This window comes from Pasteurella sp. P03HT (assembly GCF_054052285.1).
On the sequence record NZ_JBSIUM010000005.1, the window covers coordinates 38,450 to 55,604 of the forward strand.

Below are 17,155 nucleotides of genomic sequence, written 5' to 3' on the forward strand. Positions count from 1 at the left end.
CAGATGAAATATCTGCCTTTTCTTTTGGTATAAAAAAGCGGACATCAAATCCGCTTTTTGTTTTGACGAATAGGATTATTTATTGGCTAAAATGACCGCTCTTGTTGGGGCTTGATAGCCTTCAATGGTTTTACTGTGATCATTTGGATCTAAAAAGTCTACTAAAGATTCATTTTCTAACCAATCTGTTTTACGTTGTTCTTCCAATGTTGTTGGGGCAATATCTACACAACGCACATTTTTAAATCCAACTTTTTCTAACCAATGGATTAAGGCGGCAACGGAGGGAATGAAATACACATTTTTCATTTTTGCATAGCGATCCGCTGGCACTAACACGGTGTTCACATCACCATCTACAACCAACGTTTCCAACACTAATTCGCCACCTTTTACTAACTGATTTTTCAATTGTGTTAAATGGTCTAATGGTGATTTACGGTGATATAGCACGCCCATTGAAAATACCGTATCGAACGCCGCGAGCGGCTGCATTTCCTCAATACCGAGTGGAATTAAGTTCGCACGGCGATCATTACCTAACAATTTACGTACAGCTTCAAATTGGCAAAGGAATAATTCAGTCGGGTCGATACCGACGACGGTTTTTGCGCCTTCGCCAACCATACGCCACATATGATAACCACTGCCACAACCTACATCTAAAATAGTGCGATCTTTTAATGGGGCGAGGTGAGGTAACACGCGATCCCATTTAAAATCTGAACGCCATTCACAATCTACGTGGATACCATGTAAGTGATAAGGTCCTTTGCGCCAAGGCATCAGTTGTTTTAGATGATAAATAATACGCTGTTCTTCGCCTTGTGATAACGGCGAAACTGGCTCAGATTTGACCGCACTTTTGAGGTCGATATTGGCACAGTCTAAGTGCGGTAAAAAATCAACAATTTTTGCCCATTTTGCATAGTCGCCGTGAGTTTGTTTTTCCCATTGCTTAAGTTGCAAAGGCAGGGTTTCAAGCCACGCAGATAAATTCGTAGTGGCAATTTGTTGATAAAAAGGACGAAAGTCGATCATAGAGCCTTCTTGTAAGCAGTGTTTGCTTGTTCAAATGTGTCAAGAATCTGTTGTTCTGGTTTTGCCGTTAGCAATGATATGATGACAATAACGACACTTGCTAACGTAAATCCAGGAATCATTTCATAAAGTGCGTGAAGTTGCGTTCCTTCAACGGTCCAGCTTTTCCAGCAGAAAACAACGATTGCACCTGTCATCATACCGAATAATGCAGCAGAAGAGGTCATACGCTTCCAAAACAATGAAAATAATACAACAGGACCAAACGCACTTCCAAATCCAGCCCAAGCAAACTCCACTAATTTTAATACGCGGCTGTGTTCATCTTGTGCAATCCAAATCGCAATGCCCGCAATGGAGAGCACCATTAAGCGACCAAGCCACACTAATTCTTTATCAGAGGCTTTGGGACGGATAAAGCCTTTATAAAAATCTTCTGTGATAGCACTTGATGAAATCAGTAATTGTGCACTTAACGTACTCATTACCGCTGCTAAAATCGCAGAAAGCAGAATGCCTGAAATCCAAGGATTAAACAGTAATTTTGATAACTCAATAAACACTTGTTCTGGTTCGCGGTTTACTAAGCCTGCAACGTGAGGATTGGCATAGAAATAGGCAATCCCAAAGAAGCCAATGCCCATTGCGCCTAATAAGCATAACACCATCCAAGTCATACTGATTTTACGTGCATTATTCAGTGATTTCACAGAGTCAGCCGCCATAAAACGTGCCAAAATGTGTGGTTGACCAAAATAGCCTAATCCCCACGCAGCAAGGCTTAATAATCCTAAAGGTGTTGTACCAGTGAAGATATCAGTGAAATCTTTTTGTGCAGTAATTTCGGCTTGTGCTAACACAAGATTAAATTGTTCAACACCATCTAAACTGATTAATACGAATACTGGTGTTAAAATCAATGCGAAGATCATTAATGTCGCTTGAATAGTGTCTGTCCAACTTACCGCTAAGAAACCACCGATAAAAGTGTAAGCAATGGTGGCTAATGCGCCATACCAAAGTGCGGTCGAATATTCCACTGCAAATAAGTTTTGGAACAGCTTTGCGCCTGCAACCACACCTGATGCACAGTAAATTGTGAAAAAGACTAAGATAATCGATGCAGAAACGATCTTGAGTAAATTGTGTGATGTACCAAAACGGTGATGGAAATATTCAGGTAGTGTTAAAGCATTGTTATTGTATTCGGTATAAATACGCAAACGGCCTGCTACAAATAACCAGTTCAAGTAAGCACCGATAGTTAAACCAATCGCGATCCAGCCTTCGATTAAACCTGAAATATAAATTGCACCAGGTAATCCCATTAAGAGCCAGCCAGACATATCGGATGCTCCAGCTGACATGGCAGTAACAAAACTGCCTAAACGGCGTCCCCCTAAAATGTAGTCGGATAAGTTGTTTGTATAATAGTAGGCGAGTAAGCCAATAAGCAACATGCCAAAAATATAAATCGTAAATGTAATTATTGTTGGATCCACTCCAAACATGATGACCTCACAAACATCAAAAAATACGTATTTTTCTCTCAGAAAATTTGAGAAAGCTCACATTTTACCTTATTTAAGGCTATTATTCTATTTTCCTTTTCGTTAGACTATTTAACAATTTGTTTTAAAAATTATTCAGTTAGGTACAGTTATGGACTCTGTTGAATTATTAGTCAACGTTACACCAAATGAAACGCGCATAGCCTTAGTTGATATGGGGATTTTAAAGGAGGTTCATATTGAACGGCAGGCAAAGCGCGGTATTGTGGGTAATATTTATAAAGGTCGAGTGACGCGGGTTTTACCAGGAATGCAGTCGGCTTTTGTGGATATCGGGTTAGAAAAAGCCGCATTTTTACACGCCTCCGATATTGTTTCTCATACCGAATGTGTTGAAGAAAGTGAGCAAAAGCAATTTGTGGTGAAAGATATTGCAGAATTAGTACGCGAAGGGCAAGACATTGTGGTTCAAGTGGTGAAAGATCCACTGGGTACGAAAGGCGCAAGACTCACGACAGATATTACGCTTCCTTCACGCTATTTAGTGTTTATGCCAGAGAATAGCCATGTGGGCGTGTCGCAGCGTATTGAAAGCGAAGAAGAACGTGCCAGATTAAAAGAGCTCGTATTGCCACTTTGTGATGAATTAGGCGGGTTTATTATTCGAACCGCCGCAGATGGTGTGACAGAAGAAGAATTGAAGCAAGATGCAGACTTTTTGAAACGCTTATGGCGCAAAGTATTGGAGCGTCGAGCAAAATACCCAACGAAATCCATGTTATATGGTGAACTCGCCTTAACGCAACGCATTTTACGCGATTTTATTGGTGCAGGGTTGGAAAAAATTCGTATTGATTCCAAGTTGTGTTTCACGGAGGTGAAACAATTTACTGAAGAATTTATGCCAACGTTAGTGGATAAACTGGTGTTGTATTCTGGTAATCAACCGCTCTTTGATGTATATGGTGTGGAAGCTGCGATTCATACTGCTTTAAATAAACGCGTGAATTTAAAATCGGGTGGGTATTTAATTATTGAACAAACTGAAGCCATGACCACAATTGATATCAATACGGGCGCATTTGTTGGGCATCGCAATTTAGAAGAAACCATTTTTAATACTAATATTGAGGCGACAAAAGCCATTGCGCAGCAGTTGCAGCTACGTAATCTTGGCGGGATCATTATTATTGATTTTATTGATATGCAAACTGACGATCATCGCAATCGCGTTTTGGAATCTTTACAAGAAGCGTTATCTAAAGATCGAGTTAAAACCAATGTGAATGGGTTTACTCAGTTAGGTTTGGTTGAGATGACACGAAAACGAACTAGAGAAAGTCTTGAACATATATTATGTGGTGACTGTCCAGCTTGCCAAGGTCGTGGACGCGTGAAAACGGTGGAGACGATTTGTTATGAAATCATGCGTGAGATTATTCGAGTGCATCACTTATTTAGCAGTGAACAATTTGTTGTTTATGCTTCAAGAGCAGTAGCGGATTATCTCATCAATGAAGAGTCGCATGGTCTTTTAGCTGAATTAGAAGTGTTTATTGGCAAACAGGTACAAATCAAAACGGAAGTGTATTACAATCAAGAACAATTTGATGTTGTCGTGATGTAATCCTTTTCATAAGGAAAAGTGAAATCAAGGCAGAACCGCGTTTCTGCCTTTTTTCATTAGAAAAGCTGAAGAAAAACGTACACTTAGGAAATGCCTTCTTATGAAGCCTGTTGTCAATTATACAACGCTTGAGGAAGTGTTTGAGTAAGTCGTATGTTAGACGTGGATTTATGCACATCCTTCCTTTCGCGATAGACAAAAATAACATAGAATACACCGCACTTTTTATTAATGATTAGATTAAATTTATGATTAAAACGGTTAGTAATACCTTGCTTACACCAAGCAATCTTTCTTTAACAGATCTGCAGAATGCCTTTGATCTGCTTTCGCATCGTCATATTGATTACGCTGATTTGTATTTTCAATTAAGCCAAGATGAAAATTGGGTGCTTGAAGATGGCATTATCAAAGAAGGCGGTTTTCATATCGATCGAGGCGTAGGGGTGCGCGCTGTGAGCGGTGAGAAAACGGGGTTTGCTTATGCGGATCAAATTGATTTAGCCAATTTACATCAATGTGCGAATGCAGTGAAAGGCATTGCGGATATTAAGCAAGGCAATATGATCATGCCATCCCAATTTCAGCAAGTTGATCCCATTTTGCGTTATCAAGCGATTAATCCACTGAATAGTCTGAGTAAAGAAAAGAAAATAGAATTACTGCATTTAGTTGATAAGGCTGCTTGTCGTGAAGATGCTCGCGTAGTGCAAGTTTCTGCCAGTTTGAGTTCTGTTTATGAAGAAGTGTTAATTGTTGCAACGGATGGCACGTTGGCAGCAGATATTCGTCCATTAGTGCGTTTATCTATCGCTGTGCTAGTTGAACAAGATGGAAAACGTGAGCGTGGTAGTGCGGGAGCAGGAGGACGTTTTGGCTTGGAATGGTTTTTAGACACAGAACAAGGTGAAATCAGAGCGGTCTATTTTGCGAAAGAAGCAGTACGTCAGGCATTAGTGAATTTAAGCGCTATTGATGCGCCAGCTGGAATGATGCCTGTTGTCTTAGGGGCGGGCTGGCCAGGCGTGTTATTACATGAAGCGGTTGGTCATGGGCTAGAAGGTGATTTTAATCGTAAAGAAAGTTCTTTATTTACGGGCAAAATTGGTGAGTTAGTCACATCACCACTGTGTACGATTGTCGATGATGGGACGTTACAAAATCGTCGTGGCTCGATTACTATAGATGATGAAGGTGTACCAGGGCAATATAATGTGTTAATTAAGGATGGGGTCTTACAAGGGTATATGCAAGATAAGATGAATGCCCGTTTGATGGGCGTTGCTCCAACGGGAAATGGTCGTCGTGAATCTTATGCCCATTTACCGATGCCTCGTATGACGAATACTTATATGCTTGCAGGACAAAGTCAGTTTGATGATTTAATAGCCTCCGTTGATTTTGGTCTTTTTGCACCGCACTTTGGTGGTGGTCAAGTGGATATTACTTCTGGTAAATTTGTGTTTTCAAGCTCAGAGGCCTACTTAATTGAAAAAGGCAAAATTACTAAGCCTGTAAAAGGTGCAACCTTAATTGGGAGTGGTATTGAAGTCATGCAAAATATCTCGATGGTTGCCGATCAGGTTGAAATTGACCACGGGATTGGTGTGTGTGGCAAAGAAGGACAAAGTGTTCCTGTTGGCGTCGGACAACCTGCATTAAAAATTGAAAAAATCACAGTAGGTGGGACAAATTAATGATGAATCCAGATAACGATATCTGGATTTTTATTTGGTTTTATTGAATATTTATTCAATTATATTGACTAATTATGATAGGTTGACTATGCTTTTCACCATCCCTAAGTAATAAAGGACAACGCAATGACACAATATACACGCGATACATTTGATCACGTCATGATTCAGAACTACACCCCTGCTGATTTTATCCCAGTTAAAGCAAAAGGAAGTCGAGTATGGGATCAACAGGGGAAAGAATATATTGATTTTACCAGTGGCATTGCCGTGAATAGCTTAGGACACTGCCCTGATGAAATTGTTGATGTATTAACACAGCAGGGGCAGACTTTATGGCATTCAAGTAACTGGTTTACGAGCGAGCCAGCATTAGCATTGGCAACGAAATTAGTTGAAAAAACCTTTGCCGAGCGAGTGATGTTTGTGAATTCTGGGGCAGAAGCAAATGAAGCCGCATTAAAATTGGCACGTCGTTATGCTGTCGATCATGAGGGCTATCAAAAAAGTAAAATTATTGCATTTAAACAAAGCTTTCATGGGCGGACTTTTTTTACGGTCAGTGTAGGCGGTCAAGCCAAATATTCTGATGGATTTGGACCAAAACCAGCAGACATTGTACATGTTCCTTTCAATGATTTAGAGGCGGTTAAAGCCGTGATTGATGATCACACTTGTGCAGTGATTGTTGAACCTATTCAAGGTGAGAGTGGGGTGATTCCTGCGGATACGGCTTTCCTCGTTGGCTTACGTGAACTCTGTAATCAATATCGTGCTTTGTTGATTTTTGATGAAGTTCAAACAGGCGTTGGACGAACAGGGCATTTTTATGCCTATATGAAATATGGTGTAGTGCCCGATATTTTGACGTCAGCTAAAGCATTGGGCAATGGTTTCCCCATTGGTGCGATGTTGACGACGCATGAAGTGGGGAAAAGCTTTGCACCAGGCGTACATGGAACCACGTTTGGTGGCAATCCCTTGGCTTGTGCTGTCGCAGGAAAAGTGGTGGATAAGATTACAGAAGAAGGTTTTTTAGAAAAAGTGAACCGCACTTCAACGCAATTCATCGAGGCATTACAACAAATCAATCAAAAATGTGGTCTATTTAAGGTAATTCGTGGTCAAGGCTTGTTGATTGGTGCAGAGCTGAATGAGGCTTATCACGGCAAAGCAAGTGATTTTGTGAAAAAAGCGGCTGCACAAGGACTCATGATTTTAGTTGCAGGTCCAAATGTTTTACGTTTTGCACCAGCATTGAATATTTCTGAGGAAGAGTTAATTGAAGGGCTGGCAAGATTGGAAGCATGTTTGATTGGCTGATTTAAAATAAAAAGTGCGGTGAATTTTGACAAAATTTACCGCACGTATGGCTCTCGCATGCTTAGTGAGTTAGTCGGCTGAGTAATACAATTTACCGATTTCAATTTTTTGGCGTCCATTCGCTTCGCGCCATTTGTTTGTATCACGTAATGAATAAACACAGCCACAATATTCTTGTTGATAAAAACGTTCCCGTTTACTGATTTCAATCATTCGCTGTGAACCGCCACCTTTACGCCAGTTATAGTCCCAATACACCACATCGTCATATTTTTCTGCTGCACGATGCCCACAACCATTAATTTGGTTCATATCTTTCCAACGTGAGATGCCTAAACAACTTGTGAAAACAGGAAAACCGTTATTATGTGCATATTCTGCCGCTTTTTCAAAGCGCATATCAAAACACATGGTGCAACGAATACCACGCTCAGGTTCATCTTCCATCCCTTTTGCGCGATCAAACCATTCTTGGCGATCGTAGTCTGCATCAATAAACGGAATACCCCATTTTTCAGCAAAACGAATGTTTTCTTCTTTGCGAATTAAATATTCTTTTAATGGATGAATATTAGGATTGTAGAAGTAAATAGTGAATTCAATACCCGAGGCGTGAATCGCTTCCATCACTTCACCAGAGCAAGGCGCACAACAAGAATGTAATAACAATTTGTTATGACCATTTGGTAGCGTTAATTTCTCACGTACAAAAGGCGCATTAGGATCTTTACCTTTGCGTGTTTTTTTCGTTGGGATCTGTTGTTCTGTCATTTTCGTTCTTAAATTGCTAAATAAATGACCGCACTTTCGGCGGCCGTTTGAGTAAGTTGTGATCGGCTTACAAGTTAATTAGTAAGTACGATCGACGGATAAATATGCTAAAGAGATTAATGCTTGTTTATATTCACTTTCGGGCAACATTGCAATGGCATCAACAGCTTTTTGTGCTTCAGCTTTTGCACGGCTCATGGCATAGTCGAGAGAGTGATGTTCTGTCATAATCGCTAACACTTCGTCTAAAATATCGCGTTTTCCACCTTGTTCAATCGCTTCGCGAATAAGGGCTGACTGTTCCGCTGAGCCATGATGCATGGCGTGTAATAATGGTAAGGTGGGTTTGCCTTCCGCTAAATCATCTCCGACATTTTTGCCTAGCGCTTTCGCATTTGCACTGTAGTCTAAAATATCATCAATTAATTGAAATGCCGTACCGAGATAACGACCGTAATTTTGTAATGCTTCTTCTTGTTGTGGCGTCGCTTGAGCAAGAATCGCTGAACAATGTGTCGCTGCTTCAAATAAACGTGCTGTTTTTCCGTAGATGACCTGCATGTAATTTTCTTCTGTCGTATCAGGATCATTTACGTTCATTAGTTGTTGAACTTCGCCTTCTGCAATCACATTCGTTGCATCAGACATCACTTTTAGAATACGTAATGAATCTAATTGTGTCATTAATTGAAAGGCGCGCGTGTAAATAAAATCACCAACTAATACACTTGCCGCATTACCGAATTCGGCATTCGCAGTAGGATTGCCGCGGCGCAATTCTGATTCATCAACGACATCGTCATGCAATAAAGTGGCAGTGTGAATAAATTCAATAAATGTTGCACAAGTAATCGGGGCATCGCCAGTGAATCCTAACGCGCGTGCAGCTAGGATAGCAATCATTGGGCGAATACGCTTTCCACCGCTTTGGATAATGTAATAGCCAAGCTGATTAATCAACGCGACATCAGAATTTAGCTGTGCTAAAATTGTCTCGTTTGTTTTTTGCATATCACACTGAATCAATCGCTGGATTGCATCAATATTCATTAAATTATGTTGATTTATCATTGTAATAATTGATTTATAGATCAAACGTAAAAGAGATTGTACCGAATTTTCTGTCATTTCTGAAATCAAATCACACAAATTCATAATTTTTTTATTTTATTGCAAATAAGCTCTTGCTCTTGAGTCATTTTTTGCGTAGAATTTGCGACCTATTTATATGAATTTTTGAAGTGCTAAATGAACAAAACATTAAAGCACTATTATAGCGGAGTATATATGTACGCAGTTTTTCAAAGTGGCGGTAAACAACACCGAGTAAGCGAAGGTCAAGTAGTTCGTTTAGAAAAACTTGAAGTTGCAACTGGTGAAACAGTTGAGTTTGACTCAGTGTTAATGATCGTTAACGGTGAAGATGTTAAAATTGGTGCCCCAGTTGTTGCTGGTGGTAAAGTCGTGGCAGAAGTTGTTGCACACGGTCGTGGCGATAAAGTAAAAATCGTTAAATTCCGTCGTCGTAAACACAGCCGTAAACAACAAGGTCATCGTCAGTGGTTCACAGAAGTGAAAATCACTGGGATTCAAGCATAATTTCAGAGGAGATCAAGTAGATGGCAACTAAAAAAGCTGGTGGTTCAACTCGTAACGGTCGTGATTCTGAAGCTAAACGCCTTGGTGTTAAACGTTTCGGTGGCGAATCTGTATTAGCAGGTAGCATCATCGTTCGTCAACGTGGTACAAAATTCCACGCGGGTTCAAACGTTGGTATGGGTCGTGACCATACATTATTTGCAACAGCAGATGGTAAAGTTAAATTTGAAGTTAAAGGCGATAAAAATCGTAAATACGTCAGTATCGTGACTGAGTAATTTCAAATACCTCAATTAAAAACGCCTCGCACAAGTTGCGGGGCTTTTTTGTAGGAACATTTTTTATGCAACAACCCATACTCGGATTTTTTTTCGCATTGATTGCTGCTTGTATGTGGGGGTCTTTGCCTATCGCTTTGCAGCAGGTTTTGCAAGTGATGGATGCACAAACAATCGTATGGTTCCGTTTTGCTGTTGCTACAATAGGCTTGTTATTTATACTTCATGTCACGAAAAAGCTACCGAATTTTAAGGTACTTCGGTCACAGCATTGGCTACTTATCCTATTGGGGATTTTAGGATTATCAGCGAACTTCTTTTTATATAATGTTGCTCTGCAATATATCCCACCGACCACGAGCCAAGTGTTTAGCCCACTGAGTTCCTTTGGTATGTTACTCGCGGGTGTATGGTTGTTTAAAGAACATTTTGCACGCCATCAACAAATAGGCCTGCTCTTGCTTGTTATTGGATTGGTATTTTTCTTCAATGATCGTGCTGAGGATTTTTTACACTTTAGTGTTTATGTGAAAGGGATTATCGTTTGTATTAGTGCCAGTCTTGTTTGGGTCGCTTATGGTGTTTGCCAAAAATTACTTTCTACCCGTTTGACAGCACAGCAAGTCTTATTACCTATTTATATTGGCTGCTCAATTGTTTTTATGCCAGTTGCAAATATTGAACAGGTGGTGAACTTAAATACGTTTCAAGTCATTTGCTTAATATATTGCTGTTTGAATACACTTGTGGCTTATGGTGCTTATGCCGAGGCATTACATCATTGGGATGTGACAAAAGTGAGTGCGATCGTCACTCAAATACCCATCTTAACATTATTGTTTTCTGAAATCGCACAATGGATCGCGCCAGAATATTTTAAATATGAAAATCTGAATTGGATCAGCTATATTGGGGCATTGTTAGTTGTTACTGGAGCATTATTTTCTGCAACAGGACATCGAATTTTTAGAAATATCAAAAAATAATGAATAATATGAAACAACAGCAACCCGTGATGGGTTTTCTATTTGCATTAATCACTGCAATGGCATGGGGCTCTTTACCAATTGCTTTGCAGCGTGTTGTGGCGGTAATGACTCCGCAAACAATAGTATGGTACCGTTTCTTAGTTGCGGCACTAGGACTATTTATTATTTTAGGTTTGACAAAAAAATTACCTAAAATCTCACAATTTTTGCCCCGTTATCGTCTATTAGCACTCGTCGGAGTAATTGGGTTAGCGGGTAATTTTGTGTTATTTAATACATCGTTAAAATATATTGAACCCTCTATCGCTCAAATTTTTGGGCAATTATCTTCGTTTACTATGATGATTTTTGGCGTCGTTTTCTTTAAAGAAAAATTGCGCTTGAATCAGAAAATTGGACTCGGCTTGTTAATTGTGGGGTTAGTTTTATTCTTTAATGATCGTTTTACGTTATTCTTTAGTATTAATGCTTACTCAACAGGGATCTTTTTAGCGGCTTCAGCTGCATTGATCTGGAGCATTTATGGGATAGCACAAAAACTGATGTTGCGTGAATTTAATTCACAGCAAATTTTGTTTGTCATTTATATTGGTTGTGCCTTTGTTTTTACTCCTTTTGCAGAAGTTGAGCAAGTGACCGTATTAAGCGGTTGGACATTATTTTGTTTTATTTATTGTTGTTTAAATACATTGGTTGGTTATGGGGCTTATGCTGAGGCACTTAATCGCTGGGATGTATCAAAAGTCAGTGTAGTGATTACATTAATGCCATTATTTACGATTTTGTTTTCTTATTTACTGTATCTTTTTTATCCGCAGCATTTTTCAAAACCAGATTTAAATTCAATGAGTTATATTGGTGCATTCGTAGTCGTGTTAGGTGCAATTACTTCTGCGATTGGACACAAATTTATTAAGCGTTAGGAGAACAGATGAAATTTATTGATGAAGCGCTAATCCGTGTTGAAGCTGGCGATGGTGGAAATGGCTGTGTCAGTTTCCGACGTGAAAAATATATTCCTAAGGGAGGTCCTGATGGTGGCGATGGTGGCGATGGTGGGGACGTTTATTTAATCGCAGATGAAAACCTTAACACATTAATTGATTACCGTTTTGAGAAACGTTTTGCAGCGGGACGTGGTGAGAATGGTCGCAGCGCAGGTTGTACTGGTCACCGTGGTAATGATATTACCTTGCGTGTGCCCGTTGGAACACGTGCCATTGATCATGATACTAAAGAAGTACTGGGTGACCTCACTAAGCATGGCGCTAAAATGTTAGTCGCAAAAGGCGGGTATCATGGGTTAGGTAATACCCGTTTTAAATCGTCTGTAAATCGTGCACCACGCCAGAAAACCAACGGTACGCCAGGTGAAAAACGTGATCTACAATTAGAATTAATGTTGTTGGCGGATGTCGGTATGCTTGGTTTACCTAATGCTGGAAAATCGACATTTATTCGCGCAGTATCAGCGGCTAAACCTAAAGTGGCAGATTATCCTTTTACGACGCTAGTACCAAGTTTAGGGGTAGTACGTGTTGATGAAAAACATAGTTTCGTGGTTGCTGATATCCCAGGCTTAATTGAGGGCGCAGCAGAAGGTGCAGGATTAGGCGTGCGCTTTTTGAAACATTTAGAACGTTGTCGTGTTTTGATTCACTTAGTGGACATTGCGCCAATTGATGAAAGTGACCCAGCAGATAATATTGCGATTATTGAATCTGAATTATTTCAGTACAGTGAGGCGCTTGCGGATAAGCCTCGTTGGTTAGTGTTTAATAAAATTGATACGATGAGTGATGAAGAAGCTCATGAACGTGCTAAAGCCATTACAACACGTCTAGGTTGGGAAGAGGATTATTATCTCATTTCAGCCGTGACAGGTAAAAATGTATCGCCACTTTGTCGTGACATTATGGATTTCATTATTGCGAACCCTCGTCAAGAAGCAGAAGAGATTGAGCAAAATACAGAGGTGAAATTCAAATGGGATGATTATCATCAAGCACAATTAGCAGAACATCAACTTGATGACGATGATGATTGGGATGACTGGTCAGAGGAAGATGAGGAAGGCGTAGAAACGATCTACAAGCCATAAAGTGCGGTTACTTTTACTGACTTTTCGACATAAAAAAGCTAAGGATACCCTTAGCTTTTTTGTTCGTCTTGATATTCTGATTTCCCTAAGCTTAAAAATTCATCAAAAAAGGAAGGGAAGGTTTTAGCAGTACACTTAGGATCTAACAGGGTGACTGGGGTATCGGATAATGCGATAAGGGCAAAGCACATCGCAATACGGTGATCATTGTATGTTTCAATTTCAGCCTGTTGAAATTTATCTAAAGCAAGAGGTTGAATACGAATAAAATCTTCTCCTTCTTCTACTTCGGCACCAATTTTACGAAGCTCAGTAGCCATAGCAGAGAGACGATCGGTTTCTTTGACTCGCCAATTGTGAATATTACGAATAACGGTTTCACCTTCCGCAAAGAGCGCAGTCGTCGCAATCGTCATTGCTGCATCAGGGATATGATTCATATCCATATCTATGCCTTTTAGCTCGCCTTTTTCTACCTGGATAAAATCATCCCCCCAGGTGATTTTAGCCCCCATTTTTGCTAAAACGTCAGCAAATAGGCGGTCACCTTGAATGCTGTTTTTACCTACGCCCGTGACTTTAACTTTTCCCTTAATGGCACCAGCTGCCAAAAAGTAAGAAGCAGAGGAGGCGTCACCTTCAACTAAGAATGTCGTTGGAGATTGGTATCGTTGATTTCCTTTAACTAAGAAACGTTGATAATGTTGATTATCTACTTCGACACCGAAGACTTTCATCATATTTAACGTCATGTCAATATAAGGTTTTGATACTAAGTCCCCAATGATTTCAATATCGGTATCTGCCTTTGCCATGGGAAGCGCCATTAAAAGTGCGGTTAGAAATTGAGAAGAAACAGAACCATCGATTTTAACTTGTCCCCCTGTGAGCCCAGTGTTACGAATAACAAGCGGAGGATAACCCTCTTGTTCAAGGTATTGTATTTCTGCCCCAAGCTGTCTGAGCGCATCAACGAGATGGGCAATAGGGCGTTCTTTCATACGCGGTTCACCCGTTAGGATGATTTCATGTTGACCTGCGTGTTCAGGTTCAGCTAAACACAATGCTGCCGTGAGTGGACGCATTGCGGTCCCTGCATTACCTAAAAATAATGCTAAGCCACTTTGCCACTGGAATGCTTTACCTAATCCTTCGACTTCACAAATCGATTTATCTTCAGACAGTTGATAGTTCACGCCTAACCATTTGAGCGCATTGAGCATATGACGAACATCATCACTATCTAGTAAATTCGTCAATGTTGTTTTTCCATGCGCCAGTGCGGCTAGTAATAGTGCACGATTGGATAGACTTTTAGAGCCTGGTAGGTTAATTTCGCCCTCAACAGCGCTCATTGGATTTAACGTAATCTCAGTTGCGTGATGCATAATTTATTCATTCCTTGCTGATAAGATACGGTTAATACTTAAGAACTTCTGCAAGCGCATCAATGAAACGTTGGTTTTCTTGTGGCAAACCGATACTAATGCGTAGATGGTTTGGTAAACCATAAGCCGCGACAGGACGTACAATGACCCCTTTTTGCAGCAGGGCTTGGTAAATAGGAAGGGCTGGCTGTTCTAAATCTAACAACACAAAATTGCCTTTTGAAGCAATATATTTCAGTCCTTTCTCCATGAAAAACGCTTCTAGCTGTTTTAATCCTTTACGATTGTTTTCAGCAACCTGTGAGATAAATTGATCGTCATTAATCACGGCAGTTGCTGCAGCAAGCGCTAAACTATTACAGTTAAAAGGCTGGCGAACACGATTAAATAAATCAGCAATTTCAGCAGAGGACACCGAATATCCAATGCGTAAACCTGCTAGTCCATAGGCTTTTGATAATGTTCGACAAACCACCAAATTTGGATAAGTATTTAATAACTCAAACGCATTTACGCGTTCTTCTGGTGCGGTAAATTCAGTATAAGCTTCGTCCAATACAACGATGACATGAGGGGGGACCTTAGCTAAAAAGTGTGAAAGCTCATCCGCCGTTAAGAACGTCCCCGTTGGGTTATTGGGATTGGCAAGGTAGATGAGTTTGGTTTTATCATTGATCGCCTGCAAAAACGCCGCTAAATCAGCGCCATAATGTTTAGCGGGGATTTCGACTTTTTTAGCATTAATTGCTTGAGTGACTAAAGGGTAGACGATAAAAGCATATTGGGAAAACATGATTTCATCATCTGCTGAAGCAAAGGTATGCGCAATTAACTCTAATAAGTCATTGGAGCCATTACCTAAAGTAATTTGCTCAGGAGTCAAGCCGAATTTTTTCGCAACCGCTTGTTTAAAATAAAAACCATTGCTATCAGGATAACGTGTTAAATTATCTAACTCTGCTTGAATAGCCTGTTTTGCACTGGCGGGTAGACCAAATGGGTTCTCGTTCGACGCGAGTTTTACAATATTTGAAATACCTAATTCACGCTCTAGTTCTTCGATAGGTTTGCCTGCCTGATAAGGCTGGAGTTGTTTGACACCTTGGTTAACGATATTGATGTATTGCATAGGTTCCCTTTTTATTCGTTTTTTCGAAGTTGTCCTCTTTGTTTTGCTCAACAAAGGTTCAAAAAATTATCCGCGCTTTATTAACGATTTTCACTTTCAAAACGTTTCATGAAGGCAAGTAAGGCTTCAATTCCTTCAATAGTCATGGCGTTATAAATAGAGGCACGCATTCCACCTAAGACTTTATGGCCTTTTAGTGCATGCAGACCAGCAGCGGTTGCCTGAGCAACAAATTTAGCATTTAACTCATCATTACCTGTTGTGAAAGTGACATTCATTAAAGAGCGGTTTTGTTTTGCCACAGGATTACGATAGAACGTACTTTGATCCAAATAATCATATAATAATTGCGCTTTATGCTTGTTGTGCTGTTGTATGGCTTGAATCCCACCTTCAGACAATAAGTGTTTAAACACTAGCGCACATAAATACCAAGCGAACGTTGGTGGGGTATTGATCATCGAATCCGCTTCTTTTTGGATAGCGTAATTCCAGATAGTTGGAGTCGTTTTACGGGCATGACCAATCAAATCCTCACGCACTATAACAATCGTGATGCCCGCGGGTCCTAAGTTTTTCTGTGCACCCGCATAGATGAGACCAAATCGGCTGATATCAATTTGACGAGACAGAATATTTGATGACATATCTGCCACTAAAACCGCGTTGCCGACATTAGGAATATCAAAAATCTCGACACCACTAATGGTTTCGTTTGGGCAATAATGGACATAATCATATTGCTCTGCAATATCTGAAAAATCCAAATTGCCTACTTTTAGCTCTTCTCCTTGCTCAAGGATATTGATCTCATCAATGTCACCAAATAAGCGAGCTTCCTTCGCGGCAGTAGCAGACCAATGACCACTAGTAAGATACAAGGCTTTCCCATTTTCTTTAAGTAAATTCATTGGAATTGCAGCAAATTGACCACGCGCTCCACCTTGTAAAAAGAGGATCTGGTAGTTTTCAGGAATATGATAGAGTTGACGTAAGTCTTGCACTGATTGGTTAGCTAATTCCATAAATAATTTGCCACGGTGACTGACTTCCATCACTGAAGTATGTTGGTTTTGCCAGTTGAGAAGCTCAGCTTGCGCTTGTGCTAAAACTGGACTCGGGATCATGGCAGGACCCGCACTAAAATTGAATACTTTTGACATGTTCACTTCCTCAAATAAACAAAATATAATTTGCTAGTTTTATCACCTCACCTCATTCTAATCAACGGTATTTTGTTGAAATTTTGTTATTTTTTTATTTAATGTTTAAAAATATGAGGAACGCTTTGACGGGAGAGGTAAAACTAGATAAATTACATCGAGTTCATTTTTATTTTAAGAGAGTCATATTATGGAAAATGTTAATAAACAATCCTTTCAAGAAGTGTTAGAGTATGTGCGTATGTATCGTTTAAAAAACAAATTAGCACGTGATCGTGAAGATAATAATCGTAAAATCCGCGATAACCAAAAACGTGTATTACTCTTAGAGAACTTAAATCAATATATTCGTGATGATATGTCTATTGCAGATGTTCGAGCAATTATTGAAAGTATGCGTGAAGACTATGAAAGACGAGTTGATGACTATATGATTCGCAATGCGGATATTTCTCAACAACGCCGTGAAATTCGTGAAAAAATGAAAGGACAAAAACAAGTCCATGATGAATTAATGAAAAAATAAACCCCATAAAAA

16 protein-coding genes are annotated in these 17,155 nt (G+C 39.9%); 9 read left to right on the forward strand and 7 right to left on the reverse strand.

Translation table 11 applies throughout. The features are described 5' to 3' along the window. Positions 1–75: 75 nt before the first annotated feature. Positions 76–1,041 carry a tRNA 5-methoxyuridine(34)/uridine 5-oxyacetic acid(34) synthase CmoB gene (gene cmoB, locus ACWIT3_RS05305; protein ID WP_457161754.1) on the reverse strand — a complete coding sequence of 322 codons (966 nt, stop codon included), beginning with the start codon at positions 1,039–1,041 and terminating at the stop codon, positions 76–78. After that, positions 1,038–2,552: a sodium/proline symporter PutP gene (gene putP, locus ACWIT3_RS05310; protein ID WP_457161755.1), complete on the reverse strand. Its 1,515-nt coding sequence runs from the start codon at positions 2,550–2,552 to the stop codon at positions 1,038–1,040. Before putP ends, cmoB begins: the two co-directional genes overlap by 4 nt. 151 nt (positions 2,553–2,703) lie before the next feature. Here putP and rng point away from each other — a divergent pair, with 151 nt between their 5' ends. The 3 genes from rng to ACWIT3_RS05325 all read left to right on the forward strand — a co-directional run bounded on the left by rng (position 2,704) and on the right by ACWIT3_RS05325 (position 7,199). Beyond that, positions 2,704–4,179 carry a ribonuclease G gene (gene rng, locus ACWIT3_RS05315; RefSeq protein ID WP_046338741.1) on the forward strand — a complete coding sequence of 492 codons (1,476 nt, stop codon included), beginning with the start codon at positions 2,704–2,706 and terminating at the stop codon, positions 4,177–4,179. Between the two features lie 248 nt (positions 4,180–4,427). Continuing rightward, entirely contained in the window at positions 4,428–5,876 is a 1,449-nt protein-coding gene (gene tldD / locus ACWIT3_RS05320; protein WP_457161756.1) for a metalloprotease TldD, read from the forward strand. A gap of 126 nt (positions 5,877–6,002) precedes the next feature. After that, a complete protein-coding gene (locus tag ACWIT3_RS05325; protein WP_457161757.1) occupies positions 6,003–7,199 on the forward strand; it encodes an aspartate aminotransferase family protein in 1,197 nt (398 codons plus the stop codon). 69 nt (positions 7,200–7,268) lie between these two features. Here ACWIT3_RS05325 and ACWIT3_RS05330 read toward each other — a convergent pair whose 3' ends face one another. Then, a complete protein-coding gene (locus ACWIT3_RS05330; RefSeq protein ID WP_046338738.1) occupies positions 7,269–7,970 on the reverse strand; it encodes an epoxyqueuosine reductase QueH in 702 nt (233 codons plus the stop codon). 78 nt (positions 7,971–8,048) lie between these two features. Then, the gene (ispB, locus tag ACWIT3_RS05335) at positions 8,049–9,020 is read right to left on the reverse strand and encodes an octaprenyl diphosphate synthase (RefSeq protein WP_457161862.1); all 972 of its coding nucleotides are present in this window, start codon (positions 9,018–9,020) and stop codon (positions 8,049–8,051) included. 237 nt (positions 9,021–9,257) lie between these two features. On the opposite strand from ispB, the gene rplU reads away from it, so the two are divergent. The 5 genes from rplU (at position 9,258) to cgtA (ending at position 12,937) form a co-directional block, all read left to right on the forward strand. Beyond that, positions 9,258–9,569 carry a 50S ribosomal protein L21 gene (gene rplU, locus ACWIT3_RS05340; protein WP_005721505.1) on the forward strand — a complete coding sequence of 104 codons (312 nt, stop codon included), beginning with the start codon at positions 9,258–9,260 and terminating at the stop codon, positions 9,567–9,569. Between the two features lie 20 nt (positions 9,570–9,589). Further along, on the forward strand, positions 9,590–9,847 hold the full coding sequence (gene rpmA / locus ACWIT3_RS05345) for a 50S ribosomal protein L27 (protein WP_005765414.1): 258 nt from the start codon (positions 9,590–9,592) through the stop codon (positions 9,845–9,847). A gap of 65 nt (positions 9,848–9,912) precedes the next feature. Continuing rightward, the gene (locus tag ACWIT3_RS05350) at positions 9,913–10,833 is read left to right on the forward strand and encodes a DMT family transporter (RefSeq protein WP_457161758.1); all 921 of its coding nucleotides are present in this window, start codon (positions 9,913–9,915) and stop codon (positions 10,831–10,833) included. 8 nt (positions 10,834–10,841) lie between these two features. Then, complete coding sequence (locus ACWIT3_RS05355; RefSeq protein WP_046340102.1) at positions 10,842–11,759, forward strand: DMT family transporter; 918 nt, start codon at positions 10,842–10,844, stop codon at positions 11,757–11,759. 8 nt (positions 11,760–11,767) lie between these two features. Further along, complete coding sequence (gene cgtA, locus ACWIT3_RS05360) at positions 11,768–12,937, forward strand: Obg family GTPase CgtA (protein WP_457161759.1); 1,170 nt, start codon at positions 11,768–11,770, stop codon at positions 12,935–12,937. 50 nt (positions 12,938–12,987) lie between these two features. Here the strand turns inward: cgtA and aroA are convergent, their stop codons facing one another. The 3 genes from aroA to serC all read right to left on the reverse strand — a co-directional run bounded on the left by aroA (position 12,988) and on the right by serC (position 16,617). Next, positions 12,988–14,325 (reverse strand): 3-phosphoshikimate 1-carboxyvinyltransferase, encoded by a 1,338-nt coding sequence (aroA, locus tag ACWIT3_RS05365; RefSeq protein WP_457161760.1) that lies wholly within the window; start codon positions 14,323–14,325, stop codon positions 12,988–12,990. 31 nt (positions 14,326–14,356) lie between these two features. After that, positions 14,357–15,454, reverse strand: a complete 1,098-nt coding sequence (gene hisC / locus ACWIT3_RS05370; RefSeq protein WP_457161761.1) for a histidinol-phosphate transaminase — start codon at positions 15,452–15,454, stop codon at positions 14,357–14,359. 80 nt (positions 15,455–15,534) lie between these two features. Beyond that, complete coding sequence (gene serC, locus ACWIT3_RS05375) at positions 15,535–16,617, reverse strand: 3-phosphoserine/phosphohydroxythreonine transaminase (RefSeq protein ID WP_457161762.1); 1,083 nt, start codon at positions 16,615–16,617, stop codon at positions 15,535–15,537. 190 nt (positions 16,618–16,807) lie between these two features. Here serC and ACWIT3_RS05380 point away from each other — a divergent pair, with 190 nt between their 5' ends. Further along, the gene (locus tag ACWIT3_RS05380) at positions 16,808–17,143 is read left to right on the forward strand and encodes a DUF496 family protein (RefSeq protein WP_046338731.1); all 336 of its coding nucleotides are present in this window, start codon (positions 16,808–16,810) and stop codon (positions 17,141–17,143) included. The last annotated feature ends 12 nt before the right edge of the window (positions 17,144–17,155 follow it).